Raw genomic sequence first — 25,053 nt, 5'->3', positions numbered from 1 at the left:
TCAGCGCCGATGGTACTGCACTGGTGACGGTGTGGGAGAGTAGGACGCAGCCGGACAAACATTGAAAGAAATGGCCCGCCCACCCGGCGGGCCATTTCTCATTTCCGCACCATTGGGGCCGGTCGATCGACGTCATCGAACGGCTTCTCCACCTGGCCCTAGACTTCCCTTGCTCCTGTGGCGCCCCGTGCCACCTGTCCCTCCTGGAGGCTTCGATGACCGACGAGAACCGTGGACCCCGCCGTGAGGGCGGACGTGACGAGTCACGTCGCGGGAGCTCTGGCAGTGACGGCGGTTCGCGTGGTCGGGATGCCAGTGGCCGCGGACCTCGTGGTGCCGGGCGTCCCCAGCGTGATGACCGCCGGGGCGGAGCCGGCCCACGTCGAGAGGGTGGCCGCGACGGTGCCCGTGACGACCGTCGCGACGGCGACCCTCGCGACGACCGTGGCCCGCGTGGTGGCGGGCGCCCCGACCGACGGGACGACCGTCGTGACGGTGGGCGCCCCAGCCGCGAGGGTGGCCGGCCGACCCGCGGCGGGGCCGACCGTGACCAGGAGCAGCGCGGCGGCTCCCGTCTGGCGCCGAAGAGCCCGCGGCGCCCGGAGCCCCGTATCCCGGACGGAGTCACCGGCAAGGAGCTCGACCGCTCGGTCCACCAGCAGCTGCGCACGCTGAGCAAGGAGAACGCCGAGGGCGTCGCCCAGCACCTCGTCATGGTCGCGGCGTTGCTCGAGGCCGACGACATCGACGGTGCGATGGCGCATGCCGAGACCGCGGTCCGTCGCGCTGGCCGGGTGCCGGCCGCCCGTGAGGCGCTGGGCATGGTCGCCTACCGCACGGGTGACTTCGCGCGTGCCCTCGGGGAGTTCCGCACCGTCCGCCGGATCAGTGGCTCGGACCACCTTCTGCCCCTCATGGTCGACTGCGAGCGTGGGCTGGGGCGGCACGAGCGTGCGCTCGACCTCGCGCAGTCGCCGGAGGCCAAGCGGTTGCCGACCCAGGAGAAGGTCGAGCTCGCCATCGTCGTCTCGGGCATCCGCCGCGACCTGGGCCAGGTCGACGCCGCGCTCGTCGCCCTCCAGGTCCCACAGCTCAAGAAGTCGAACCAGCCCCGCCTCGCCTATGCGTACGCCGACACCCTGCTCGGGCTCGGTCGCACGGCCGAGGCTCGCGAGTGGTTCGAGCGGGCGGCTGAGGCCGACACCGAGTACGAGACCGACGCGGTCGAGCGGCTCGAGGAGCTCGACGGCGTGAGCATGACCGACCTGCTCGACGGTGCCGACGAGGAGGACGAGGACGGCGACGAGTGAGGCTCGTCGACCGCTACGACGCCATCGTCTGCGACCTGGACGGGGTCGTCTACCGCGGTGACCCAGCCGTGCCGCACGCCGTTGAGGCCTTGTCCGCGGCCGGCATACCGGTGCAGTACGCGACCAACAACGCGTCCCGTCCGCCGGCTGCGGTGGGGGAGCACCTGCGTCGGCTCGGTCTGGACGTCGAGGACTCGGCCGTCGCGACGAGCAGCCAGGCCGCGGCCTGGCTGCTGACCCAGCACGTCGCGCAGGGTGCGACCGTCCTCGCCGTGGGTGGTCCCGGTGTCGCAGAGGCGTTGCGCGAGCGGGGCTACGTGCCGGTCTCGTCCGTGGACGACGACCCGGTCGCGGTCGTGCAGGGATACGGACAGGGAGTCACGGCGGACGACCTCGCGCAAGCGGCGTATGCCGTCCAGCGCGGCGCGCTGTGGCTGGCGACGAACACCGACCACACGCTGCCGACGGCCTCGGGCTACGCGCCGGGCAACGGCGCGCTCGTCCTCGCGGTCGGTGCAGCGGTGGGGCGCGGACCCGACCTCGTGGCCGGCAAGCCCGACGAGCCGCTCTACCTCATGTGTGCCGAGCGGCTCGGGGTCGAGCCGTCACGGGTCCTCGCGATCGGCGACCGGCTCGAGACTGACATCGAGGGCGCGCACCACGCTGGCATGGACTCGCTGCTCGTGCTCACCGGCGTCCACGGAGTCGATGACGCCCTCGCCGCACCTCCCGAGGAGCGGCCGACGTGGGTCGCGCGGGACCTGCGCGCCCTGCTCGACGACGTCGAGGTGCTCGAGCCCGCTCGCGACGCCCTGCGCGAGGAGTGGGATGCGCTTGACGAGGGCGCCGGTGGCGACCACCAGCACCGGGAGCTGCCCAGAGCCCTGTCCGACCTCACGGGGGAAGAGACCGCTTCGGAAGGACACTGACGAGTAGCGTGTGCCCGAACCACCCCCACACGAGGAGGAACCCATGGCCCAGCGGTCGATCAAGGGATACGTCGAGCTCGCTTCCGGTCTCGGCGAGATGACGAGGAGCGCGGCCAAGGACGCTGCCGCCGAGCTCGTCGCCCTCACGAACAGCGACCTGTCGGCGAAGAAGGTCACCAAGCAGGCCAGCCGGCTCGCGGACGACCTCATCGATGCGGCGAACACCAACCGCAAGAACCTCGTCGCCCTCGTGCGCGCCGAGGTGGACCGGGCCGTGGGCCGGCTCGACGTCGCCACCCTCCAGCACGAGCTCGCCTCCGTGGCTGACACCGTGCAGTCGCTGCGCAGCCAGGTCGAGGACCTCGCGGGCTCGCTCGCCGGCCGCTCCTCGTCCGCCGCGTCCGGTGCCGCGTCCGATGCGGCGACTGGCGTGGCCACGGTCGCCGACTCGGTCGGGAGCTCGGTGAGCGACGTCGTGCCCGACGCCGTCGTCCCCGCCCCCGCGCCGTCGCCGAGCCGGCGCCCGGCACGTTCAACCCTCAAGAAGTCCGCTGCTGCGAAGAAGGCGTCGACCACGAGCTCCCCCGCATCGGGCAACGGCTCGTCGTCCGATGCAGCCTCGGCTCCGGCTGCGAAGAAGACCACGGCGACAACGTCGACGGCGAAGCAGTCCGCGACCAAGAAGTCGACGGCGAAGAAGTCCGCGACCAAGAAGTCGACGGCGAAGAAGTCAACGGCGAAGAAGTCCGCGGCCACGACGTCGGCCACGAAGGCGGCGAGCACCTCGAAGACGAGTGCCCCCTCGACGGCCAAGAAGACGACGACGAAGAGCACCGCGAAGAAGAGCACGGCCAAGAGGACGACTGCGAAGAGGGCACCGGCCAAGAAGGCGTCGTCCACGGGCACCACGGCGAAGAAGAGCTCGACCTCCGAGTCGTCCTCCTCGGCGGGGGGCTCGTGAGCGAGCACACCTCCCACACCGGCGACGGTGACGTCCCGGCCGAGAAGGTCGACGACACCGTCGACCCGGGGCCCGACGGCGCCTCTGATGGTGACTCCGCCGGCACGGAGGCCGGCGCACCCGGTCAGGGTTCCCCGGCACCCGAGACGGGCGACCTCGTCATCGACGCCGCCCTGCGGGACCTCGCGGAGGCACCGGAGGACGACCTCGACGCCCAGGTCGAGCGCGGCGAGCAGGTGCAGCGCACCCTCCAGGGTCGCCTGAGCGACCTCGGGGGCTGAGATCCCTCGGCTCGACGCCGAGCTCGTCCGTCGCGGGCTGGCCCGTTCGCGCGGGGAGGCCCGCGAGCTCATCGAGGGCGGGCTCGTCCTCGTCGACGGGCGGGTCGCGCGCAAACCGGCGACGCCGACCGAGGAGACGACACCACTGAGCGTCTCGCCCGACCGGCCCCGATGGGTCGGTCGGGCCGCGCACAAGCTCGAGCACGCCTTCGCGACGTGGGGCCCGCGCGGACTGGCCGCCGATGGTCGGCGGTGCCTCGACGTCGGTGCCTCGACGGGTGGCTTCACCCAGGTGCTACTCGCCTACGGGGCCGACTCGGTCCTGGCGCTCGATGTCGGTCACGGGCAGCTGGTCGCCGAGCTGCGCGACGACCCTCGCGTCACCGAGCGGAGCGGCACCTCGATCCGCGACGTCGGCCCCGACGACCTCGGCACGTTCGACCTCGTCGTCGGCGACCTGTCCTTCATCTCGCTCACACTCGTGCTCGCGCCGATCGCCGCACTGTCACGCGAGGGCGGTGACGTCGTGATGCTCGTCAAGCCGCAGTTCGAGGTGGGCCGCGGCGGGCTCGGCAAGAACGGCGTCGTCACCGACCCCCGGCGCCGCCGTCAGGCCCTCACCGACGTCCTCGCGGCGGCCGCGGCGGCGGGACTGGGCGTCAACGGGCTCGAGAGGAGCCCGATCAGCGGGGGAGAGGGCAACACCGAGTACCTCCTGTGGGCACGGTCAGGGGTCTCGGGCACGATGGACCCCGATGCACTGACCGCCGCCGTTCGGGGCCTGACCACGGGAGGACGACCATGAGCCAGCCACGCCGCATCCTGCTCGTCGTCCACCCCTCGCGCCCCGAGGTGCACGACCACGCCCTCGGCGTCGTCAAGAGGCTTGCCGCCGCCGGCGTCTCCGTGGCCGTCCTCGGCGACGAGCTGCGCGGCACCCCGCTCGAGGGGCAGCCCGACCTCGTCGCCGCCGACCCCGCGAACCCGACGGCGGGCTGCGAGCTCGTCTGCATCCTCGGTGGTGACGGGTCGATCCTGCGCGCGGCCGAGCTCTCCCGCGGATCCGGCGTGCCACTGCTCGGCGTCAACTTCGGGCACGTGGGCTTCCTCGCCGAGGTCGAGCGTGACGACCTCGACGTCACCGTCGAGCGCATCGTCGAGCGCAGCTATGCCGTCGAGGAGCGGATGACCCTCGAGGTCATCGCCTTCCACGACGGCGAGACCGTCTTCGAGAGCTGGGCCCTCAACGAGGTCACCGTCGAGAAGGCCTCCCGCGAGCGGATGATCGAGCTCACCGTCGAGATCGACGGCCGGCCCCTCTCGACATGGGGGTGCGACGGCGTCGTCATGGCCACGCCGACCGGGTCGACGGCATACGCCTTCTCCGCCGGTGGGCCCGTCGTCTGGCCGGACGTCGAGGCGCTGCTCCTCGCCCCCATCAGCGCGCACGCCCTCTTCGCGCGGCCGCTCGTCGTCGGTCCCGAGAGCCAGCTCGCCGTCGAGGTGGTGCCCGGCACCCAGGGGTCCGGGGTCGTCTGGTGCGACGGCCGCCGAGCCGTCGACCTGCCCCCGGGCTCGCGCATCCAGGTCCACCGAAGCGGCGACCCCGTGCTGCTCGCCCGGTTCGCCGCGTCGCCGTTCACGGACCGGCTCGTCGAGAAGTTCGACCTCTCCGTCCACGGGTGGCGCGGCGCCGCCCGTCGCGCCAACAGCTCCGACCCCGAGGCAGGCTGACGCGAGCCGTGCTGCAGGAGATCAGGATCAAGGACCTCGGCATCATCGACGAGTCGCTCATCGAGTTCGGGCCGGGGCTCACCGTGCTCACGGGCGAGACCGGTGCCGGCAAGACGATGGTCGTCACGAGCCTCGGGCTGCTGCTCGGCGCCCGCTCCGACTCCGGTCTCGTGCGCGAGGGCTCGGACCGCGCAGTGATCGAGGGCGTCTTCGAGGTGCCCGCCGACCACCCGGCCACGATCCGTGCCGTCGAGGCCGGCGGCGACGTCGACGACAGCCTCGTCCTCGTCCGTTCGGTCAGCGGGGAGGGCCGCTCGCGCGCCCACGTCGGCGGGCGCAGCGCTCCCGTCGGGGTCCTCGGCGAGCTCGGCGAGCATCTCGTCGCCGTCCACGGGCAGGCCGACCAGTGGCGTCTGCGCCGCCCCGAGGAGCACCGCGAGCTGCTCGACGCGTTCGGCGGGGCGGGGCTGGGACGGGTGCGGACGGCATACGACGAGGTGTATGCCGCCCACGCGGCTGCCGTGACCGAGCTCGAGTCCCTGCGTGCCGCCGCGCGCGAACGCGCGCAGGAGCTCGACCTGCTCCACCGCGGTCTCGAGCGGATCGAGGCCCTCGAGCCACAGCCCGGCGAGGACGTGAGCCTGCGCACCGAGGACGAGCGGCTGGCCCACGCCGAGGAGCTACGCTCGGGCTCGTCGCAGGCGCAGGTCCTCCTCGCCGGCGACGACGACGCCCTCGGTGGAGGGAGCGCAGGAGTCATGGGCCAGCTGGCCGAGGCGAGGACCGCACTGTCGCAGGTGAGCGACAACGACCCCGCCCTCGCGGAGCTCGAGCGCCGGCTCGTCGAGGTGTCGCACCTCGTCACCGACCTCGCGTCCGACCTCTCGGCCTATGTCGCCGACGTCGACCTCGACCCGGGCCGGCTGGCGTGGGTGCAGGAGCGCAGGGCGGCCCTCAGCGACCTCACCCGCAGCTACGGCGACACCGTCGACGAGGTGCTCGCCTGGGGTGAGGCGTCGGCGCGCCGGGTCCTCGAGCTCGAGGGCGACGACGACCGCATCACCACGCTGGAAGCGACGGTGACCCGGCTCGAGGCCGAGCGCACGGCGGCCGCCGCAGCCCTCACCGCCGCGCGCCAGAAGGCGGCCAAGGCCCTGTCGAAGCGGATCGGCGAGGAGCTGCGCCACCTCGCCATGGGCTCGGCCACCGTCGTCGTCGGGGTCGAGCAGTCCGGACGCCTCGGCCCGCACGGCGCCGACGACGTCGAGATCGGGCTCGCCGCCAACGTCGGCAGCACCCCACGCAGCGTGAGCAAGGTCGCGTCCGGCGGTGAGCTGTCGCGCGTCATGCTGGCCATCGAGGTCGCGACGGCTCAGGCCGACCGGTCCCGCGCCGTCCCGACGTTCGTCTTCGACGAGGTCGACGCGGGTGTCGGTGGACGGGCCGCCCTCGACGTCGGTGCCCGGCTCGCGGCGCTCGCGACGAGTGCGCAGGTCATCGTCGTCACCCACCTCGCGCAGGTGGCGGCGCACGCCGACAACCACCTCGTCGTCTCCAAGGCGGACGACGGCAAGGTGACCCGCAGCGGTGTGCGTCGCGTCGACGGCGACGAGCGGGTGAGCGAGCTCGCCCGGATGATGGCGGGTAGCGAGAGCGAGGCGGCCCTCGAGCACGCACGCGACCTTCTCGGCGACGTCGCGAGGACCCCGGCCTGACGGGGTCCGGCGACCGCAGGGGTGCACGGCGGGGAGTCGTGAGCGTGGCACGATGGGCGGGATGCCCTTCACGACTCGCCTTCGACGACCTCGCGACCCCGGACCAGCCGGTGTGGGCGGGCCTGCGCGCGTCGACCCGCGCACCAAGGACCTGACCAAAAGGCTCCGGCCGGGCGACGTCGCCGTCATCAACCACGTCGACATCGACAAGGTGAGCGCCGAGGCCCTCGTGGCGTGCCGGCCCAGCGCGGTCGTCAACGCGGCCGAGTCGATCTCGGGGCGCTACCCGAACCTCGGCCCCGAGATCCTCCTCGCCGCTGGGATCCCGCTCCTGGACGCCGTCGGCGAGGACGTCATGACCGTCGACGAGGGGACGATGGTCCGGGTCGAGGGCGACGCGCTGCTCACCGGGGACACGGTCGTCGCGACGGGCCGGGCCCTCGATGCCGCCATCGTCACCGAGTCGATGAGCGAGGCGCGGTCGGGGCTCAACACCCAGCTCGAGGCCTTCGCCGCCAACACGATGGAGTACCTCAAGCAGGAGCGCGCGCTCCTCCTCGACGGCGTCGGCGTGCCCGACATCGAGACCGACCTCGAGGGACGGCACGTCCTCATCGTCGTGCGCGGCTACCACTACAAGGAGGACCTGCAGATGCTGCGGTCCTACATCCGTGAGTACAAGCCGATCCTCATCGGCGTCGACGGGGGAGCCGACGCCATCGTCGAGGCCCGCCACAAGCCGGACCTCATCGTCGGCGACATGGACTCGGTCTCGGATGCCACCCTGCGCTGCGGCGCCGAGGTCGTCGTCCACGCCTACCGCGACGGCCGGGCCCCCGGTCTGGACCGCGTGCGCCAGCTCGGCGTCGAGCCCGTCGTCTTCCCGGCGACCGGCACGAGCGAGGACGTCGCCATGCTGCTCGCCGACGACAAGGGCGCGACGCTCATCGTCGCCGTCGGCACGCACGCCACGCTCGTCGAGTTCCTCGACAAGGGCCGGGCGGGCATGGCGAGCACCTTCCTCACCCGCCTGCGCGTCGGCGGCAAGCTCGTCGACGCCAAGGGTGTCTCGCGTCTCTATCGTTCCCGCATCTCGGGCTGGTGGCTCGTCGCCATGGTCCTCGTCGGGTTGTGCGCCCTCACCGCCGCGCTCTGGGCGACGCCCGGCGGCAAGGTCGTGCTCCAGGTCCTCGGCGCCCGCCTCGACGACCTCTGGTCCGCTCTCGGAGGAATTGTCACGTGATCGACTTCCGCTATCACCTCGTCTCGATCGTCTCGATCTTCATGGCCCTCGCCGTGGGGATCGTTCTCGGTGCGGGCCCACTCAAGGGCACGATCGGGGACACCCTGACGCAGGAGGTGACCCAGCTGCGCGAGGACCGCACCGCGCTGCGGGCCGAGCTCGACGCCGCCCGCAAGGCGGGTGTCGCCCGCGACGGCATGACGACCGATGCGCGCGCCCGTCTCGTCGGTGGCACCCTCACCGGCTCCACGGTCGCGCTGGTCGTCCTGCCCGGGGCCGACGCGGACCACGTCGACGGCGTCGTCGACACCCTCGGTGCCTCCGGCGCCACGGTCGTCTCACGCACGACGGTCGACGAGTCCTGGGTGCCCGCCGACGATGAGGCCGGACGCTCGCAGTCCCAGCTCGCCACCGAGCTGCGTCGCTCCCTCGGCCTGCCGGTCGCCGGTGCGTCGGACACGGCGCCGCTCGACGACGTGCTCGCCGCCTCCCTCGTCGCCGCGGAGACCGGAGCGGTCACGGATGCGGGCAAGGCCGCGCTCGACGCCCTCGTCTCCGCCAACCTCGTCGACCTCGACAGCGCAGACCTGCGCCGCGCCAGCAACGCCGTCGTCATCGGCGGGCTCGTCAAGGGTGACGTCGTGGCCGAGCGGGATCGGGGGGCGAACCGCCTCGCCGGGCTCGCGCTCGCGCTCGACGAGGCCGGCAAGGGCGCCGTGCTCGCCTCCGACGTCGGCGTCACCGGGTTCGCCGGTGCCTCGTCGGTCGTGCGCGCCGCCCGTGGCGACGCCGGGACCTCCCGCAACCTCTCGACCGTCGACGACGTGAGCCTGGCGCTCGGCCAGGTGAGCGTCGCCTACGCCCTCGTCCAGCAGAACGCCGGCGGCGTCGGCCAGTACGGCCTCGGGGACGGAGTCTCCGCCGCCTACCCGCCGGTCCCGGCACCGTGAGCCGCCGGACCCTCGTCGCGGGCCTCGTCGCCGCGGCCGCCGCGGGTGGGCTGTCGGTGGCCCGGCGCTCGCTGCCCGCTGACGTCCGCGCACCGTGGGAGCGCACGAACCACGCCGGAGCGACCGTCACCCTCCTCGAAGGACCCGTGTATGCCGTCGCGGCGGCGGCGGGTGCCCTCGCCGGGGGTGCCCCGGCAGCGCCCGGTGTCGTCGCGGCCCTCGGCTCGGCGGGGTTCGGCGCCCTCGACGACCTCGCCGGGAGCTCGGACAGCAAGGGTCTCAAGGGCCACCTCGGCGCCCTCGCCCGTGGCGAGGTGACGACCGGGGCGGTCAAGATCGTCGGCATCGGCGCGACCGGGCTCGTGGCCACCGTGCTGGCCGACCGGGGCCGCGGCCGTGGGATGCTCGCCACCCTCGTAGGCGGCGCGGCCGTCGCCGGCGCAGCCAACCTCGCCAACCTCCTCGACCTCCGCCCAGGTCGCGCGCTCAAGGTCACCGTGCTCGCGGGCGTGCCCGCGCTCCTGCCACCCGGCGTGGCGGGTGCGGCCACCGCCGCGGCCGCCGTCGGCGCCGCCGCCGGCACCCTGCCCGACGACCTGCGCGGCAGGTCGATGCTCGGCGACACGGGGGCCAACGCCGCCGGCGCCCTGGTCGGCCTCGCCCTCGTCGAGCGCACCGGGCTTCGCGGGCGTCTGCTCGCCCTCGCCGTCACCGGCGGCCTCACCGTGCTCTCCGAGAAGGTGTCGTTCAGCAAGGTCATCGACGACACCCCCGTCCTGCGCCGCCTCGACCGCTGGGGTCGCGCGTGAGCGCCAGGTCCGTCGGACAGTCGGTGGCCAAGGCGGCGCTCGTCGTCGCCGTCGCGACCCTGCTCGCCCGCGTCGCCGGCTTCGCCCGCACGATGGTCTTCTCCGGCAGCGTGGGCACGAGCCCGGTCGGTGACGCCTACCAGACCGTCAACACCCTGCCCAACGTCGTCTACGAGGTCGCCGCCGGAGGCGCCCTCGCCGCCATCGCGGTGCCGCTCGTCGCGGGCCGGCTCGGCGCGGGTGCGCGTGAGGACGCCGACCGCAGCGCATCGGCCCTGCTCACCTGGGCCGTCGTCGTCCTCGTGCCCCTCTCGGCGATCGTCTTCCTCGCCGCGCCGTGGCTCAGCGACCTCCTGCTCGACGACACCACGCGCCCGGGCAGCGTGGCGCTGGGCACGACGATGCTGCGGATCTTCGCGCCACAGGTCGCGCTCTACGGCATCGGCGTCGTCCTCGCGGGTGTGCTTCAGGCCCACCGGCGCTTCCTCGCCGCCGCCCTCGCGCCGCTCTTCTCGAGCCTCGTCGTCATCGTCGCCTACGTCGCCTACGGGAGCCTCGTCCCGACCCCGGTCGGCGCCGACGAGGTGGGGGACAGGGCGGTCTGGGTCCTCGCCGGCGGCACGACGCTCGGTGTCGTCGTCCTCAGCCTGCCGCTGCTCGTGCCCGCGCTGCGGACGGGCACCCGGCTGCGGGCCACGCTCTCGTTCCCGGGCGGCCTCGGCCGCCGCGCGGCACAGCTCGCCGGCGCGGGAGTCCTCGCGCTCGCGGCCCAGCAGGCGGCGGTCGCTCTGACGCTCTGGCTCACCCACGCCCCGCGCACGCTCGACACTGGTGTCGTCAACGTCTACGCGATCATCCAGGCGATCTACCTCCTCCCGTATGCCGTCCTCGCGGTACCCGTGGCCACGGCCGCCTTCCCGGCGCTGGCCCACGCCGAGGGGGCCAGCACCGAGGGCGCCGAGCCGGCCGCCGCCGCCACGCTCTCGCGCAGCCTGCGCGGGATCGTGCTCCTCACCTCGGGAGCCGCCGCCACCCTCATCGCCGTCGCGCGCCCCGTCGGGGAGTTCTTCCTCGCCTGGGACCGCGGTGCGACGGGTGCGGGCCGGGACGCCCTCGCGGCCCTGCCCGGGGGTCTCGCGGCCTATGCCCCGGGGCTCGTGGGCTTCAGCATCGCGGCCCTGCTCACCCGCGCGCTCTACGTGCGGGGCGAGCCGATGCACGCCGCCGGTGCCGTCGCCGTGGGTTGGCTCGTGGCGGGCCTGCTGCCGCTCGCGTGGATCCCGACCGGGTCCGACGCCGGATCGACCCTCGGTCTGCTCGGCATCTCCTCGACCCTCGGCATGACCGGATCGGCGCTGGTGCTCGCGCTCCTCGTCCGTCGCGCCTGGGGTGCCGAAGCCCTCGCCGGAACCGGCCGCACGGTGGGCGCGGCGGTCGTCGCGGCGGCCGTCGCCATCGCCGTCGGCGACACCGTCGGCCGGGCACTCGACGGCTCGGGCCTCCTCGGCTCCCTCGTCGCCGGTCTCCTCATCGGTGCTGCCACGATGGGGGTCCATCTCGTCGTCATGTCCCTCGCGGACCGGGCCGGCTTCCGCCAGCTCGTCGAGCGGGGCCGACGTCGTCGTCAGCACCAAGGGCAGGAGCAGGGGCAGTGAGGGTCGCTCTGGTCATGGGGACGAGCGCCGGCGGCACCGGTCGCCACGTCCACGACATCGTCTCCGGGCTCGTCGGGGCCGGGCACGACGTCGTCGTCCTCGCGCCCGAGGGCGAGCTGGACCGGTTCGACTACGCCGGGACCGGCGCTGCGACCGTGGGGCTCGCCGTCTCCGACCGGCCCCATCCCGTGCGCGACGCGCAGGCGGTGTCGGTGCTCCGCTCGGTCTGCCGCGGCGCCGACGTCGTCCATGCCCACGGCGCCCGGGTCGGTGCGCTCGCAACCCTCGCCCTCGCCGGCCAGGACGTGCCGCTCGTCGTCACCCTGCACAACGCGTCGCCCGGCGGCGGTCTCGCCGGTCGCGTCCACGCCGTCCTCGAGCGGGTCGTCGCCAGGGGAGCGGACCTCGTCCTCGGGGTGTCGGCCGACATCGTTGCCACGCAGCGTCGCCTCGGTGCGTCCCGAGCCGAGCTGGCAGTCATCGCCGCCCCGCCTCCGCCGTCCGTGACCCGTGACCGCTGGGCCGTGCGCCACGACCTCGGCATCGAGCCGCGCACCCTGCTCCTCGTCACGGTCGCAAGGCTCGCGCCACAGAAGGACCTCGGCCTCCTCGTCGACGCGGTCGGCGAGATGCTCCAGCGGCACGACATCGACGTCGTCGCGGTCGTGGCCGGCGACGGCCCGGACCGCGAGCGGCTCCAGGCTCGCATCGACTCGGCCGGCGTGCCGGTCCGGCTGCTCGGGCAGCGCGATGACGTCGCCGACCTCATCGCCGCCGCCGACGCGGTCGTCTCGACGGCCCGGTGGGAGGGGCAACCGGTCGGCCTGCAGGAGGCGCTGCACGCCGGGGCCGCGATCGTCGCGACCGACGCCGGCGGCACGGGCGCCGTCGTCGGCGACGCGGCCATCCTCGTGCCTGTCGGGGACGTGGCCTCGATGGCCCGCGCCCTCACCGACGTCCTGCTCCACGGCGCCGTCCGCGACGACCTGCGGTCGCGGTCCATCGCCCGCGGCGGTGAGCTCCCGACGAGTGCCGACGCGCTCGAGGTCGCGCTCACGGCATACCGGTCCGTCCTGCCCTGAACCACGGCAGCGGAGGCCGCGCCGGAGAGTCGTGGTGAGCGTGACCGGCGGCATGACGTATTGTTGAAGCCCGTGGTGGCTCAGACGAAACAGATCTTCGTGACCGGAGGCGTCGCCTCATCGCTCGGCAAGGGCCTCACGGCGTCAAGCCTCGGATTCCTGCTCAGGGCACGCGGTCTGCGCGTGACGATGCAGAAGCTCGACCCTTACCTCAACGTCGACCCAGGGACGATGAACCCGTTCCAGCACGGTGAGGTCTTCGTCACCGACGACGGTGCCGAGACCGACCTCGACGTCGGCCACTACGAGCGGTTCCTCGACCGCAACCTCGTGGGCAGTGCGAACGTCACGACCGGTCAGGTCTACAACCAGGTCATCGCCAAGGAGCGCCGCGGCGAGTACCTCGGTGACACGGTCCAGGTGATCCCGCACATCACCAACGAGATCAAGGACCGCATGCGGGCCCAGGCCGCCGGTGCCCACGGCGTCGACGACCGCGAGGCGCCCGACGTCATCATCACCGAGATCGGCGGCACCGTCGGCGACATCGAGAGCCTGCCCTTCCTCGAGGCAGCCCGCCAGGTGCGCCACGACCTCGGCCGGGACAACGTCTTCTTCCTCCACGTCTCGCTCGTGCCCTACCTCGCACCGAGCGGCGAGCTCAAGACCAAGCCGACACAGCACTCCGTCGCCGCGCTCCGCCAGGTCGGCATTCAGCCGGATGCCCTTGTCCTGAGGGCGGATCGCGAGATCCCCGAGCCGATCAAGCGCAAGATCTCGCTCATGTGCGACGTCGACACCGAGGGTGTCGCGGCCGCAGTCGACGCGCCGAGCATCTACGACATCCCCAAGGTCCTGCACCGCGAGGGCCTCGACGCCTACGTCATCCGGCGCCTCTCGCTCATCTTCCGCGACGTCGACTGGACCGACTGGGACCGCCTTCTCGGCCGGGTGCACCACCCCGAGCACGAGGTCGAGGTCGCCCTCGTCGGCAAGTACATCGACCTGCCCGACGCCTACCTCTCGGTCACCGAGGCTCTGCGCGCGGGCGGGTTCCACCACGACGCCAAGGTGCGCATCCGCTGGGTCGCCAGCGACGAGTGCCAGACCCCCTCGGGGGCGCAGAAGTCCCTCGGCGGCGTCGACGCCGTCCTCGTGCCCGGTGGCTTCGGCGTCCGCGGCATCGAGGGCAAGCTCGGCGCCCTCACGTGGGCCCGCGAGCACCGCGTGCCCACCCTCGGCATCTGCCTCGGCCTGCAGTGCATGGTCATCGAGTTCGCGCGCAACGTCGCCGGCATCGAGGGCGCGAGCTCGACCGAGTTCGACCCCGAGACCCCGGCTCCCGTCGTCGCGACGATGGAGGAGCAGAAGGCGTTCGTCGAGGGCGCGGGTGACCTCGGCGGGACGATGCGCCTCGGTTCGCAGCGCGCCGACCTGCGCGAGGGCTCGGTCGTCGCCCAGGTCTACGGCGCGACGAGCGCCGACGAGCGCCACCGCCACCGCTACGAGGTCAACGAGTTCTACCGCGAGCAGCTCGAGTCCGCCGGTCTCGTCATCTCGGGCACGCACCCCGAGCTCGGGCTCGTCGAGTTCGTCGAGCTCGCCCGTGAGGACCACCCCTACTACGTCGCGACGCAGGCGCACCCCGAGTTCAAGTCGCGCCCGACCCGCGCGCACCCCCTCTTCGCCGGGCTCATCGGCGCGGCCATCGAGGAGCAGCGCGCCGCGCGCCTCGTCGAGGTCGAGCGCCCCAAGGTCCCGGTGGAGGCCGACGCCCCGTGACGTCGCAGCCGCTCCAGGACGACCTCGACCCGCAGCCTGTCCGGCACAGCGAGGTCGTCATGGAGGGCCGCGTCTGGGAGGTCGTCCGTGACGAGGTCGACCTCGGCGACGCCGGGACGCACGTGCGCGAGTACGTCCGCCACCCCGGCGCCGTCGCCGTCGTCGCGCTCGACGACGAGGACCGCGTGTGCCTCGTCCAGCAGTACCGCCACCCCATCCGCACCCGCGACTGGGAGATCCCCGCAGGGCTCCTCGACGTCGCGGGGGAACCGGCGTGGAAGGCGGCTGCTCGCGAGCTCCACGAGGAGGCGGACCTCACCGCCGGCCGATGGGACCTGCTCGTCGACCTGCACCCGTCACCCGGTGGCCTCGACGAGGCGATCCGGGTCTTCCTCGCCCGTGACGTGCAGTCGGTCGCGGAGGACGAGCGCCACGCCCGCGAGGCGGAGGAGCACGGTATGCCGGTCGCCTGGGTCGCGCTCGACGACGTCGTCGCCGCGGTGCTCGCCGGTCGCCTCCAGAACGGCATCCTCGTCAGCAGCCTCCTCGCCGCGCACGTCGCGAAGGAGCGGGGCTGGCGGGACCTGCGCCCGCACGACGCCCCGTGGCCGCAGCGCCCGGATGCGCAGGGTCCCGACGCGCAGGGTTCCGATGCGCAGGGTTCCGGCAGCGCGGGCGGCGCGTGATCCCCGGCGGCAGCGGGCCCTGCCCCTGCGGCGGCGTGCCCGCGGGTGCTGCGCTCAGCGCGTGCTGCGGGCCCTACCTCGCGGGGGAGTCCTGGCCACCCACCCCGGAGGCCGTGATGCGGTCGCGCTACACGGCATACGTCGTCCGTGATGAGGACCACCTCTTCCGCACGTGGCACCCCGCGACCCGGCCCGAGCGGGTCGAGGCCGACGCGAGCCTCACGTGGACCGGTCTCGACGTGCTGTCGGCGACCGAGGGCGAGGAGGAGGGGACGGTCGAGTTCGCCGCCCACTGGACGTCGGGGGAGGGTGCGGTGCGGCAGCGCGGAGCCGTGCGCGAGCTGAGCACGTTCACCCGGCGGGCCGGGCGGTGGTTCTACCGCGACGGCGTCACGTCCACCGACTGACGGCCGCACACGCCTCGTAGCACCCGAATCCGGTTCGTGCCCGTGGGGCGCGACTCCGTAGGATGACGGGCGTTCATCCACCCCCGTCCCGAAGGACCCCCCGTGCTCCGCACCCATGAGGCCGGCACCCTGCGCGCCGACCACACCAGCTCGACCGTCACGCTCACCGGTTGGGTGGCCAAGCGTCGGGATCACGGCGGAGTGGCGTTCATCGACCTGCGTGACGCGAGCGGTGTCGTCCAGGTCGTCGCGCGCGACGAGGTCCTCACGGGCGCCGCGCACGACCTGCGCGCCGAGTTCTGCATCAAGGTCACGGGTGAGGTCGTCGCGCGCAGTGAGTCCAACGTCAACGCCGAGCTCCCCACGGGTGAGGTCGAGGTCGTCGCCTCCGCGATCGAGGTGCTCGCCCCCAGCGCGCCGCTGCCGTTCCAGATCGACGAGCGCGTCACCGTCGGCGAGGAGGCGCGCCTCAAGCACCGCTACCTCGACCTGCGCCGCCCCGGCGCGTCGTCGGCCGGTGCCGCGATCCGGCTGCGCTCGCGCGTCAACGCGGCCGCCCGCACGGTGCTCGGCGAGCGCGACTTCGTCGAGATCGAGACCCCGACGCTCACCCGCTCCACGCCCGAGGGTGCCCGCGACTTCCTCGTGCCCGCGCGTCTCGCCCCAGGCTCGTGGTACGCCCTGCCGCAGAGCCCGCAGCTCTTCAAGCAGCTGCTCATGGTCGCCGGCATGGAGCGCTACTACCAGATCGCCCGCTGCTACCGCGACGAGGACTTCCGCGCCGACCGCCAGCCCGAGTTCACCCAGCTCGACATCGAGATGAGCTTCGTCGAGCAGGAGGACGTCCTCGAGCTCGGCGAGGCGATCGTCAAGGAGGTCTGGAAGCTCATCGGCGTCGACCTGCCGACCCCGTTCGAGCAGATGACCTACGCCGACGCCATGGCGCGCTTCGGCTCGGACAAGCCGGACCTCCGCTTCGGCAACGAGCTCGTCGAGTGCACCGACTACTTCAAGGACACCCCGTTCCGGGTCTTCCAGGCGGAGTACGTCGGCGCCGTCGTCATGCCCGGCGGCGCGAGCCAGCCGCGCAAGCAGCTCGACGCGTGGCAGGACTGGGCCAAGAGCCGCGGCGCCAAGGGCCTTGCCTACGTCCTCGTGCAGGAGGACGGGGAGCTCGGTGGACCGGTCGCCAAGAACCTCTCCGACGAGGAGAAGGCCGGCCTCGCCGCCCACGTCGGCGCGAAGCCCGGCGACTGCGTCTTCTTCGCCGCGGGACCGACGAAGTCCTCGCGCGCCCTCCTCGGCGCCGCGCGCCTCGAGATCGGCAAGCGGTGCGAGCTCATCGACGAGGACGCGTGGAGCTTCCTCTGGGTGCTCGACGCGCCGCTCTTCGAGCCCGCCTCCGAGGCCGTCGCCGCCGGTGACGTCGCCGTCGGTGGGGGGGCGTGGACGGCCGTGCACCACGCCTTCACCTCGCCCAAGGCCGAGTTCCTCGACACCTTCGACACCGACCCGGGCCCGGCGCTCGCCTACGCCTACGACATGGTCTGCAACGGCAACGAGATCGGCGGTGGCTCGATCCGTATCCACCGCCGCGACGTGCAGGAGCGGGTCTTCAAGGTCATGGGCCTGTCCGACGAGGAGGCACAGGAGAAGTTCGGCTTCCTCCTCGACGCCTTCGCCTTCGGTGCGCCCCCGCACGGCGGCATCGCCTTCGGCTGGGACCGCATCGTCTCCCTCCTCGCCGGCACCGAGTCGATCCGCGACGTCATCGCCTTCCCCAAGTCCGGTGGCGGCTACGACCCCCTCACCGCGGCCCCGGCGCCCATCACGCCGGAGCAGCGCAAGGAGGCCGGCGTCGACGCCAAGCCCGAGGCACCGGGCGAGAAGGCCTGATGTCCTCGGCGGCCGACCTCTCCGTGCAGGCGCGGCCGCTGGACTCCGCGCGCCCCGTCGGCGTCCTGCTCTGGGACGCCGACGGCGTGCTGCAGCACCCACGCCACGAGTGGCGGCCGCGGCTCGAGGACTGGGGCGGCCCGGGCTTCGCCGAGGCGCTCTTCGCCGCCGAGATCCCGGCCCTGCGCGGTGAGGAGCCGTTCCGCGAGTCGCTCGCTCGGCTGCTGCGCGAGCGACCCGAGGTCACCGCCTCGCTCGACGACCTCCTGGGCCTCTGGGAGCAGGTCGACGGTGACCCGGCCGCTGTGGACCTCGTGCGCGAGGTCGCCGAGTCGGGCGTGACGTGCGTCCTCGCGACGAACCAGCAGGACCACCGCAAGGCCTTCCTGCGCCGCACGTTCGGCTACGACGACGTCTTCTCGCGCTCTTTCTACTCGTGCGACCTCGGGGCGATGAAGCCCGAACCCGCGTACTTCGAGCGGGTCCTCGAGGGCCTCGGCATCGCCCTCGAGGACGCAGGCACCGTCGGGTTCGTCGACGACAGCCTGGCCAACGTCGAGACCGCGCGCGGTCTCGGCATCCGCGCGGTGCACCACGACCCGGCCTCCGGCGTCGCGGGCCTTCGCGCCGCCCTCGGGTGGGCCGCATGACCGAGCACCCCGCCGGCCAGCCCGCCGCCTCGTCCGGCAGCGTCCCGGCCGCCGTGCACGACGCCGTCCAGCGCTACGCCCAGCTCCAGCCCGAGCTGCGCCGGGTGGCCGACCAGTTCGTCACGATGGTCACCGCGTTGCTCGACGACGCCGGCATCAACTACGTCAGCGTCACCGGCCGCGCCAAGAGCGTCGCCTCGTTCGCCGGCAAGGCGTCGCGGATGATCGGCGACGTCCCGGCCTACGCCGACCCGCTCACCGAGATCACCGACCAGGTCGGCGTCCGCGTCGTCACCTACCTCCAGCGCGACGTCGCCGCGGTGGCCGACCTCCTCGCGGGCGAGTTCAGCGTCCTCGACGACCGCGACCTCGGTCGTGAGACCGCGCAGCAGGGTCGCTTCGGCTACTCGAGCCGGCACCTCCTCGTGACGCTCGACGGCGAGGCGAGCGACCCGGCATACGCACACCTCAAGGGGCGCTCCGCCTCGGTGCAGGTGCGCACGATCCTCCAGCACGCCTGGGCCGAGTTCGAGCACGACGTCCGCTACAAGGGGTCCGTCCCGGCCGCCGACGTGAGCGACCTCGACCGCCGGTTCACGCTCGCCGCAGGCCTGCTGGAGCTCGCGGACCGCGAGTTCACGGCGATCAGCGACCGACTCCAGACGGCCGGACCGCTGGACACCGGCAGCCTCGACGACGACCCGCGGATCGCCGGTGCCGACCTGGCGGCGTTCCTCACCGCGCAGTTCAGCGACGCAGGGTGGTCGCGCACGGACCACTACTCGTGGATCTCCGGCCTGCTGCTCGAGCTCGGCATCACCTCGCTCGACGAGCTCGGTGGCCTCCTCGGCACGGTCGACGCGCAGGGCATCAACGAGCGGATGGACTACCGCTACCCGGCCGGAGCCGTGCGCCGCCTCGACGACGTGCTCCTCGCCGTCTTCGGCCCGCGCTACATCAACCTCCACGGCAACGCGCACCGCGTCGAGTCGCTCACCGCCCGACTCGAGAAGGTCCGCGGCTCCCAGCCCTGACCGGGAAGCCGGTGCGCGCCCGGAGCCCGACGGCGTAGCCGAGCCGCTCGTAGAGACCACGCGCGTGGTCGTTGTCGGCAAACACCCCGAGCGTGCACGCGCCGGTCCGCTCGAGGCCGTCCCGCGTGAGGTATGCCGTCACGGCTGCTCCCAGCCCACGTCCCCTCTGCGTTCGGTCGACGACGATGCCGCCGATGAGGGGGACGTCGGTGTTGCCCGGCTCGGTACAGCCGCAGGCGACGAGCCGGCCGGACTGGCGCACGACCACCCAGCGCTGGTCGGGGTGCCGGCCGGGCAGTGCGTGCGGCTGCTGGTTGTGCGTCCGCACGAAGTCGGTGAGCTCGTCGTCGTCACCGTCGTGGGGGGCGACGTCGCGCTCGGCCGGGATCGCCGGTGGGGGAGTCGTCGTCCACGTGCGGTCCCATGCGTTGCCGCCTCGCAGGTCGAGCCCCTCGCGCAGCGGCTCGTAGGCGTCTGCGGGTGCGGTGACGTGGTCGGGTGCGAGCCGTTCGACCCAGGCGCGGGTGGCGTCCTCGGCGGCGAGGGCGGTCACGCCGTCCGGGTCGCCGAGGACGATGACCCCGAGCCGGCCGTCCGACCAGTGCTGCGCCCACGCGACGGTGCTGGAGCCGATGACGCGCAGGCCGGGGTCGACGACGGTGGGCGCGAGGTCGAAGCGGGCGAAGGCGTGGTCGGCGGTCGCGGCGACGAGCTCGTCCCGGGACTGGAGCGGCTCGACGCCGCGACCGGACCGGCTCACCGGGTGAGGAAGGAGACCAGGGCCTCGTTGAACTCGTCGCGGTGGCTCGTGTTGATGCCGTGCGGGCCCTTCTCGAGGACGACGAGCTCGCTGCCCGCGACCTGCTCGTGGGTGCGCTGGCCGGACACCTCGACCGGCACGATGGCGTCGGAGTCGCCGTGGATGACGAGGGTCGGGACGGTGACCTTGGCGAGGTCGCCGGTGAAGTCCTCGAGCCACGATGCGATGCACGCGACGGCGGCGTCGAGGTCGGCCTGCGCGGCGAGCGCCTTCGCCTCCTCGCGCTGCTCCTGCGTCACCTTGAGCTCGCCGTCGGCGCTGAAGAAGTTCGTCGTGAACTCGTCGAGAAAGCCCTCGCGGTCGGCGCGCAGGCCTTCCTGCATCTTCTCGGCCTCCTCGCGGGGGAGCCCACCGTCGGGGTTCTCGTCGCTCTTGAGCAGCCACGGCGGGATCGCGCCCGCGAAGACGAGGCTGTGCACGCGGTCCTCGCCGCGCGTGCCGACGTAGCGGGCGACCTCGCCGCCGCCCATCGAGAACCCGACCAGCGAGACGTCACGCAGGTCGAGCCGCTCGATCAGGTCGGCGAGGTCGGAGGTGAGCGAGTCGTAGTCGTAGCGGCCGTCGGGGTCGGGCGCGGACTGGCCGAACCCGCGCCGGTCGTAGGTGATGACGCGCAGGCCGGCCGCGGTGAGCGCGGGGACGGTGTCCTTCCACGAGGCGCCGGACAGGGGCCAGCCGTGGATGAGGACGACGGGGCGACCGTCGCCGCCGGTGTCCTCGTGGTGCAGCGGCGTGGAGGTGGAGGTCGTGTCGGACATGTGTCACCTTTCGTGGAGCCGGACAACATCAGGGCACCTTCGACCCTAGGCACGGAGTTCGGCACACGCTCAACGGGCGCCTGGTGTGATGCGGGTCACATGTCATCCCCTCCGGCTAGGGTGCTCGGGTGTCTGCTGCCGACCTCTTCGCCTCCACCGACGGCGGTGGCGCGTCGACGCTGCCGCCGCTCGCGGTCCGGATGCGGCCGGCGAGCGTCGAGGAGGTCCGCGGTCAGGGCGAGATCCTCCGCCCCGGCAGCCCGCTACGCCGGCTCATCGAGGGCTCGGGCGGCACCGCCGGCCCGCTGAGCGCGATCCTCTGGGGCCCGCCCGGCACCGGCAAGACGACCCTGGCCCACCTCGTCGCCACCGCCGCCGACCGCGAGTTCGTCGAGCTCTCCGCGGTCACTGCCGGCGTCAAGGACGTGCGGGCGGTCATGGAGGCCGCGGCCCGCAACCGCGACCTCTACGCGCGGCAGACCGTGCTCTTCCTCGACGAGATCCACCGCTTCACCAAGGCGCAGCAGGACGCCCTCCTGCCCGGCGTCGAGACGCGCCAGGTCATCCTCGTCGCGGCGACGACCGAGAACCCCTCGTTCTCGGTCATCGCCCCGCTGCTGTCGCGCTCGATGCTCATCACCCTCACCTCGCTCGACGACGCGCAGGTCGCCGACGTCCTCGACTCGGCGGTGACGGACGCGCGCGGTCTCGACGCGGCATACGTGCTGTCTGAGGAGGCGCGCGAGCACCTCGTGCGCATCTCCGGCGGCGACGCGCGGCGCGCCCTCACCTCGCTCGAGGCGGCGGCAGGCGTGGCCCAGGACGACGCCCCGATCACCTCCGACGCGGAGGAGGTGACAATCACGCTCGCCCACGCGGAGCAGGCGGTGGCGCAGGCCGCAGTCCGCTACGACAAGACGGGCGACCAGCACTACGACGTCGCGTCGGCGTTCATCAAGTCGATGCGAGGCTCGGACGTCGACGCCGCGCTGCACTACCTCGCCCGCCAGCTCGAGGCGGGGGAGGACCCCCGGTTCATCGCGCGCCGCATCGTCATCGCCGCGAGCGAGGACGTCGGCATGGGCGACCCGACGGCTCTGCAGACCGCCGTCGCCGCGATGCACGCCGTCGCCCAGATCGGCATGCCCGAGGCGCGCATCATCCTCGCGCAGGCGGTCGTCCACAACGCGCTCGCGCCCAAGAGCAACGCGGCCTACTCCGGCATCAACGCCGCGATCGCGGACGTGCGCGCCGGGCGCGGCGGGGCAGTGCCTCCTCACCTCCGTGGCAGCGGGTATGCCGGTGCCTCCCGTCTCGGGCACGGCGACGGCTACGTCTATGCGCACGACCAACCCGACGGCGTCGCGAAGCAGCAGTACCTCCCCGACGACCTGCACGGCAAGACGTCGTACTACGAGCCGACCGACCGGGGGTTCGAGGCGCGGCTGCAGGAGCGCTGGACCTGGCTCAAGGAGCGCCTGGGCCGCGGCTGACCGCCACCGAGCCGGGCGGCACCTTCGTGCGAGGGGCCCCAGCCCGGCGACCTGCCGGGAACGCGAGCGCGACCCAGGGGGCGCGACACGTAGGATTCATCGGTGCCCCACTCCGGGCCGATGCTCCGACACGCCGCACGACGACCCCAGGACTGACTCTGCATGGAAACCGCTGAGATCCGGCGCCGCTGGCTCGCCTTCTTCGAGAAGAACGGCCACACGGTGGTGCCCTCCGCGCCCCTCATCCACGACGACCCCAACCTGCTCTTCGTCAACGCCGGGATGGTGCCGTTCAAGCCCTACTTCCTGGGGCAGGAGACGCCGCAGTGGGACCGGGCCACGAGCGTGCAGAAGTGCGTCCGCACCGGTGACATCGAGGAGGTCGGCAAGACCTCGCGCCACGGCACGTTCTTCCAGATGAACGGCAACTTCTCCTTCGGCGACTACTTCAAGAAGGACGCCATCAAGATGGCGTGGGAGCTGCTCACCTCCTCGCAGGACGAGGGCGGCTACGGCCTCGACCCGGACCGCCTCTGGGCCACCGTCTACGAGGACGACGACGAGGCCGAGCGCCTCTGGGCGGAATACACCGCGATCCCGCTCGAGCGCATCGTCCGCCGCGGCAAGGCCGACAACTACTGGCACATGGGCGTCCCGGGCCCCGGTGGCCCGTGCAGCGAGATCTTCTACGACCGCGGTCCCGAGTACGGCCAGGAGGGCGGTCCGGCGGTCGACGAGGACCGCTACATGGAGATCTGGAACCTCGTCTTCATGCAGTACGAGCTGAGCGCCGTCCGCTCCAAGGTCGACTTCGATCTCGCGGGCCCCTTGCCCGCCGAGAACGTCGACACCGGCATGGGCCTCGAGCGGATCGCGAGCATCCTCCAGGGCGTCGACAACCTCTACGAGATCGACGAGGTCTACCCCGTCCTCGAGAAGGCGGCCGAGCTCACCGGCAAGACCTACGGCGCGACGTCCGGGCACGCCGCCAGCGAGTCGAACCCCGACGACGTGCGCCTGCGCGTCGTCGCCGACCACATCCGCTCCTCGCTCATGCTCATCGGCGACGGCGTCACCCCCGGCAACGAGGGCCGCGGCTACGTCCTGCGCCGCATGCTGCGCCGGGCGGTCCGCTCGATGCGCCTGCTCGGCTTCGACGACCCGGCGCTGCCGCTGCTCCTGCCCGTCTCGATGGAGCGGATGAAGCAGTCCTACCCCGAGCTCGAGACCGGCTTCGACCGGATCAGCCAGATCGCCTACGCGGAGGAGGAGGCCTTCCGGCGCACCCTCGCCGCGGGGACGACGATCCTCGACACCGCAGTCAGCCGCACCAAGGAGAGCGGCGGCTCGACGCTTGCGGGCGACCAGGCCTTCCAGCTCCACGACACCTACGGCTTCCCGATCGACCTCACCCTCGAGATGGCCGAGGAGCAGGGCCTGTCGGTCGACCGCGAGGGCTTCACGCGACTCATGCAGGAGCAGCGCGACCGCGCCAAGGCCGACGCGAAGGCCAAGAAGTCCGGCCACGCCAACACCGAGGTGTGGAAGGAGCTGCGTGCGGCCGGCGAGACCGACTTCCGCGCGTGGCAGGAGCTGACGAGCGAGGCCAAGGTCCTCGGTCTCGTGGTCGACGGCCAGCGTGTCGAGGAGATCGAGCCCGGCCAGCGCGGCCAGGTCGTCCTCGACCGGACGCCGTTCTATGCCGAGTCCGGTGGCCAGATCGCCGACGAGGGCATCATCACCGCCGACGGCGTGCACCTCAAGGTCATGGACGTCCAGCGCCCGGTCAAGGGCCTCATCGCCCACACGGTCGAGGTCGTCCACGGCCCGTTGCGCTCCGGTGTGCCCGTCCTCGCCGAGGTCGACCCCGAGTGGCGTCTCTCGGCGTGCCAGGCGCACTCCGGCACCCACGTCGTGCATGCGGCGCTGCGGCAGGTGCTCGGCCCCTCGGCCCTGCAGTCCGGCTCCTACAACAAGCCCGGCTACCTCCGTCTCGACTTCGCGTGGGGTCAGGCCCTCTCGGCCGCGACCCGCAGCGAGATCGAGGAGGTCGCCAACCTCGCGGTCCGCAAGGACCTGCCCGTCTCGGCGGCGTGGATGCCGCTCGCGCAGGCGCGCGAGATCGGTGCGCTCGCGCTCTTCGGCGAGACCTACGGCGAGGACGTGCGCGTCGTCGAGATCGGCGGCGAGTGGTCGCGCGAGCTCTGCGGTGGCACCCACGTCGGGCACTCCTCGCAGGTCGGGGCGCTCACCGTCACAGGCGAGTCCTCGGTCGGCTCCGGTGTGCGCCGGCTCGAGGCGTTCGTCGGCATGGACGCACTCCGCTTCCTCGCCCGCGAGCGGGCCATCGTCGCCGAGCTCTCGGGCCTCGTCGGCGCCCAGCCGGGTGAGCTGACCGAGCGCGTCGGCGCCATGGTCACCCGCCTCAAGGAGGCCGAGCGCGAGCTCGAGCGCTCCCGCAAGGAGGCCGTCCTCGCGGCCGCCGGCTCGCTCACCGAGCAGGCCAAGGACGTCGGCGGGGTCCGCTTCGTCGGCCACGACGCCGGTGGCGACGCCGCCGCCGACGACGTGCGCGCCATGGTCCTCGACGCCCGCCAGCGCCTCGGCGACGGAGCGCCGTCTGTCGTCGCCGTGACCGGTGGCGCCAAGGGCCGCCCGGTCGTCGTCATCGCGACCAACCAGGCCGCCCGCGACCGCGGCATCAAGGCCGGGGAGCTCGTGCGCATCGCCGCACAGACCCTCGGCGGCGGTGGCGGCGGCAAGGACGACATCGCCCAGGGCGGTGGACAGGACCTCAGCAAGACCGGTGAGGCCATCAACGCCGTCGAGTGGCGCGTCGGGGAGCTGGTCGGTTGAGC

22 protein-coding genes are annotated in these 25,053 nt (G+C 72.9%); 20 read left to right on the top strand and 2 right to left on the bottom strand.

Annotated elements, in window-relative coordinates; all coding sequences use genetic code 11:
- The first annotated feature begins 215 nt into the window (after positions 1–215).
- From ACOJV7_RS13750 to ACOJV7_RS13665, 18 genes are all read left to right on the top strand, one after another.
- A complete protein-coding gene (locus ACOJV7_RS13750; protein WP_420190776.1) occupies positions 216–1,310 on the top strand; it encodes a tetratricopeptide repeat protein in 1,095 nt (364 codons plus the stop codon).
- Positions 1,307–2,239, top strand: coding sequence for an HAD-IIA family hydrolase (locus ACOJV7_RS13745; protein ID WP_420190775.1), 933 nt, complete (start codon positions 1,307–1,309; stop codon positions 2,237–2,239). Before ACOJV7_RS13750 ends, ACOJV7_RS13745 begins: the two co-directional genes overlap by 4 nt.
- Before the next feature lie 43 nt (positions 2,240–2,282).
- Positions 2,283–3,200 (top strand): hypothetical protein, encoded by a 918-nt coding sequence (locus ACOJV7_RS13740; RefSeq protein WP_420190774.1) that lies wholly within the window; start codon positions 2,283–2,285, stop codon positions 3,198–3,200.
- Positions 3,197–3,481, top strand: a complete 285-nt coding sequence (locus ACOJV7_RS13735; RefSeq protein ID WP_420190773.1) for a hypothetical protein — start codon at positions 3,197–3,199, stop codon at positions 3,479–3,481. Before ACOJV7_RS13740 ends, ACOJV7_RS13735 begins: the two co-directional genes overlap by 4 nt.
- Position 3,482: 1 nt before the next feature.
- Positions 3,483–4,286, top strand: coding sequence for a TlyA family RNA methyltransferase (locus tag ACOJV7_RS13730; RefSeq protein WP_420190789.1), 804 nt, complete (start codon positions 3,483–3,485; stop codon positions 4,284–4,286).
- On the top strand, positions 4,283–5,215 hold the full coding sequence (locus ACOJV7_RS13725; RefSeq protein ID WP_420190772.1) for an NAD kinase: 933 nt from the start codon (positions 4,283–4,285) through the stop codon (positions 5,213–5,215). The genes ACOJV7_RS13730 and ACOJV7_RS13725 overlap by 4 nt, the downstream gene beginning before the upstream one ends.
- 8 nt (positions 5,216–5,223) lie before the next feature.
- Positions 5,224–6,930, top strand: a complete 1,707-nt coding sequence (gene recN / locus ACOJV7_RS13720) for a DNA repair protein RecN (RefSeq protein WP_420190771.1) — start codon at positions 5,224–5,226, stop codon at positions 6,928–6,930.
- A 61-nt stretch (positions 6,931–6,991) separates the two neighbouring features.
- Positions 6,992–8,173 (top strand): putative cytokinetic ring protein SteA, encoded by a 1,182-nt coding sequence (gene steA / locus ACOJV7_RS13715; protein ID WP_420190770.1) that lies wholly within the window; start codon positions 6,992–6,994, stop codon positions 8,171–8,173.
- Positions 8,170–9,123, top strand: a complete 954-nt coding sequence (locus ACOJV7_RS13710) for a copper transporter (protein ID WP_420190769.1) — start codon at positions 8,170–8,172, stop codon at positions 9,121–9,123. Before steA ends, ACOJV7_RS13710 begins: the two co-directional genes overlap by 4 nt.
- The gene (locus ACOJV7_RS13705) at positions 9,120–9,932 is read left to right on the top strand and encodes a hypothetical protein (RefSeq protein ID WP_420190768.1); all 813 of its coding nucleotides are present in this window, start codon (positions 9,120–9,122) and stop codon (positions 9,930–9,932) included. Before ACOJV7_RS13710 ends, ACOJV7_RS13705 begins: the two co-directional genes overlap by 4 nt.
- Entirely contained in the window at positions 9,929–11,587 is a 1,659-nt protein-coding gene (murJ, locus tag ACOJV7_RS13700; RefSeq protein WP_420190767.1) for a murein biosynthesis integral membrane protein MurJ, read from the top strand. The genes ACOJV7_RS13705 and murJ overlap by 4 nt, the downstream gene beginning before the upstream one ends.
- Positions 11,584–12,669, top strand: a complete 1,086-nt coding sequence (locus ACOJV7_RS13695) for a glycosyltransferase family 4 protein (RefSeq protein ID WP_420190766.1) — start codon at positions 11,584–11,586, stop codon at positions 12,667–12,669. Before murJ ends, ACOJV7_RS13695 begins: the two co-directional genes overlap by 4 nt.
- A 75-nt stretch (positions 12,670–12,744) precedes the next feature.
- The gene (locus ACOJV7_RS13690; RefSeq protein WP_420190765.1) at positions 12,745–14,451 is read left to right on the top strand and encodes a CTP synthase; all 1,707 of its coding nucleotides are present in this window, start codon (positions 12,745–12,747) and stop codon (positions 14,449–14,451) included.
- Positions 14,448–15,137: an NUDIX domain-containing protein gene (locus tag ACOJV7_RS13685; RefSeq protein WP_420190764.1), complete on the top strand. Its 690-nt coding sequence runs from the start codon at positions 14,448–14,450 to the stop codon at positions 15,135–15,137. The genes ACOJV7_RS13690 and ACOJV7_RS13685 overlap by 4 nt, the downstream gene beginning before the upstream one ends.
- A 35-nt stretch (positions 15,138–15,172) precedes the next feature.
- Complete coding sequence (locus ACOJV7_RS13680) at positions 15,173–15,544, top strand: YchJ family protein (protein WP_420190763.1); 372 nt, start codon at positions 15,173–15,175, stop codon at positions 15,542–15,544.
- Between the two features lie 102 nt (positions 15,545–15,646).
- Entirely contained in the window at positions 15,647–17,440 is a 1,794-nt protein-coding gene (aspS, locus tag ACOJV7_RS13675) for an aspartate--tRNA ligase (protein WP_420190762.1), read from the top strand.
- Positions 17,440–18,090, top strand: a complete 651-nt coding sequence (locus ACOJV7_RS13670) for an HAD family hydrolase (RefSeq protein WP_420190760.1) — start codon at positions 17,440–17,442, stop codon at positions 18,088–18,090. Before aspS ends, ACOJV7_RS13670 begins: the two co-directional genes overlap by 1 nt.
- Positions 18,087–19,124 (top strand): GTP pyrophosphokinase, encoded by a 1,038-nt coding sequence (locus ACOJV7_RS13665; RefSeq protein ID WP_420190759.1) that lies wholly within the window; start codon positions 18,087–18,089, stop codon positions 19,122–19,124. The genes ACOJV7_RS13670 and ACOJV7_RS13665 overlap by 4 nt, the downstream gene beginning before the upstream one ends.
- Here the strand turns inward: ACOJV7_RS13665 and ACOJV7_RS13660 are convergent.
- Both ACOJV7_RS13660 and ACOJV7_RS13655 read right to left on the bottom strand, forming a co-directional pair.
- Positions 19,084–19,884, bottom strand: a complete 801-nt coding sequence (locus tag ACOJV7_RS13660; RefSeq protein WP_420190758.1) for a GNAT family N-acetyltransferase — start codon at positions 19,882–19,884, stop codon at positions 19,084–19,086. The two genes, ACOJV7_RS13665 and ACOJV7_RS13660, sit on opposite strands and share 41 nt — an antisense overlap.
- Positions 19,881–20,702: an alpha/beta fold hydrolase gene (locus ACOJV7_RS13655; RefSeq protein ID WP_420190757.1), complete on the bottom strand. Its 822-nt coding sequence runs from the start codon at positions 20,700–20,702 to the stop codon at positions 19,881–19,883. The genes ACOJV7_RS13660 and ACOJV7_RS13655 overlap by 4 nt, the downstream gene beginning before the upstream one ends.
- A 200-nt stretch (positions 20,703–20,902) precedes the next feature.
- Between ACOJV7_RS13655 and ACOJV7_RS13650 the strand changes: the two genes are divergently transcribed.
- On the top strand, positions 20,903–22,195 hold the full coding sequence (locus ACOJV7_RS13650; protein ID WP_420190788.1) for a replication-associated recombination protein A: 1,293 nt from the start codon (positions 20,903–20,905) through the stop codon (positions 22,193–22,195).
- A gap of 162 nt (positions 22,196–22,357) precedes the next feature.
- Positions 22,358–25,051 (top strand): alanine--tRNA ligase, encoded by a 2,694-nt coding sequence (alaS, locus tag ACOJV7_RS13645; protein WP_420190756.1) that lies wholly within the window; start codon positions 22,358–22,360, stop codon positions 25,049–25,051.
- Positions 25,052–25,053: the final 2 nt, after the last annotated feature.

The organism is Knoellia tibetensis, assembly GCF_048606415.1.
Classification (GTDB): domain Bacteria; phylum Actinomycetota; class Actinomycetes; order Actinomycetales; family Dermatophilaceae; genus Knoellia; species Knoellia tibetensis.
This window is presented reverse-complemented; position numbering and strand designations above follow the sequence as displayed.

Coding starts and splice junctions, on each gene's coding strand:
- ACOJV7_RS13750 (WP_420190776.1), top strand. CDS start 216: ATGACCGACGAGAACCGTGGACCCCGCCGTGAGGGCGGACGTGACGAG.
- ACOJV7_RS13740 (WP_420190774.1), top strand. CDS start 2,283: ATGGCCCAGCGGTCGATCAAGGGATACGTCGAGCTCGCTTCCGGTCTC.
- ACOJV7_RS13725 (WP_420190772.1), top strand. CDS start 4,283: ATGAGCCAGCCACGCCGCATCCTGCTCGTCGTCCACCCCTCGCGCCCC.
- steA (WP_420190770.1), top strand. CDS start 6,992: ATGCCCTTCACGACTCGCCTTCGACGACCTCGCGACCCCGGACCAGCC.
- ACOJV7_RS13670 (WP_420190760.1), top strand. CDS start 17,440: ATGTCCTCGGCGGCCGACCTCTCCGTGCAGGCGCGGCCGCTGGACTCC.
- ACOJV7_RS13665 (WP_420190759.1), top strand. CDS start 18,087: ATGACCGAGCACCCCGCCGGCCAGCCCGCCGCCTCGTCCGGCAGCGTC.
- ACOJV7_RS13655 (WP_420190757.1), bottom strand. CDS start 20,702: ATGTCCGACACGACCTCCACCTCCACGCCGCTGCACCACGAGGACACC.
- ACOJV7_RS13650 (WP_420190788.1), top strand. CDS start 20,903: ATGCGGCCGGCGAGCGTCGAGGAGGTCCGCGGTCAGGGCGAGATCCTC.
- alaS (WP_420190756.1), top strand. CDS start 22,358: ATGGAAACCGCTGAGATCCGGCGCCGCTGGCTCGCCTTCTTCGAGAAG.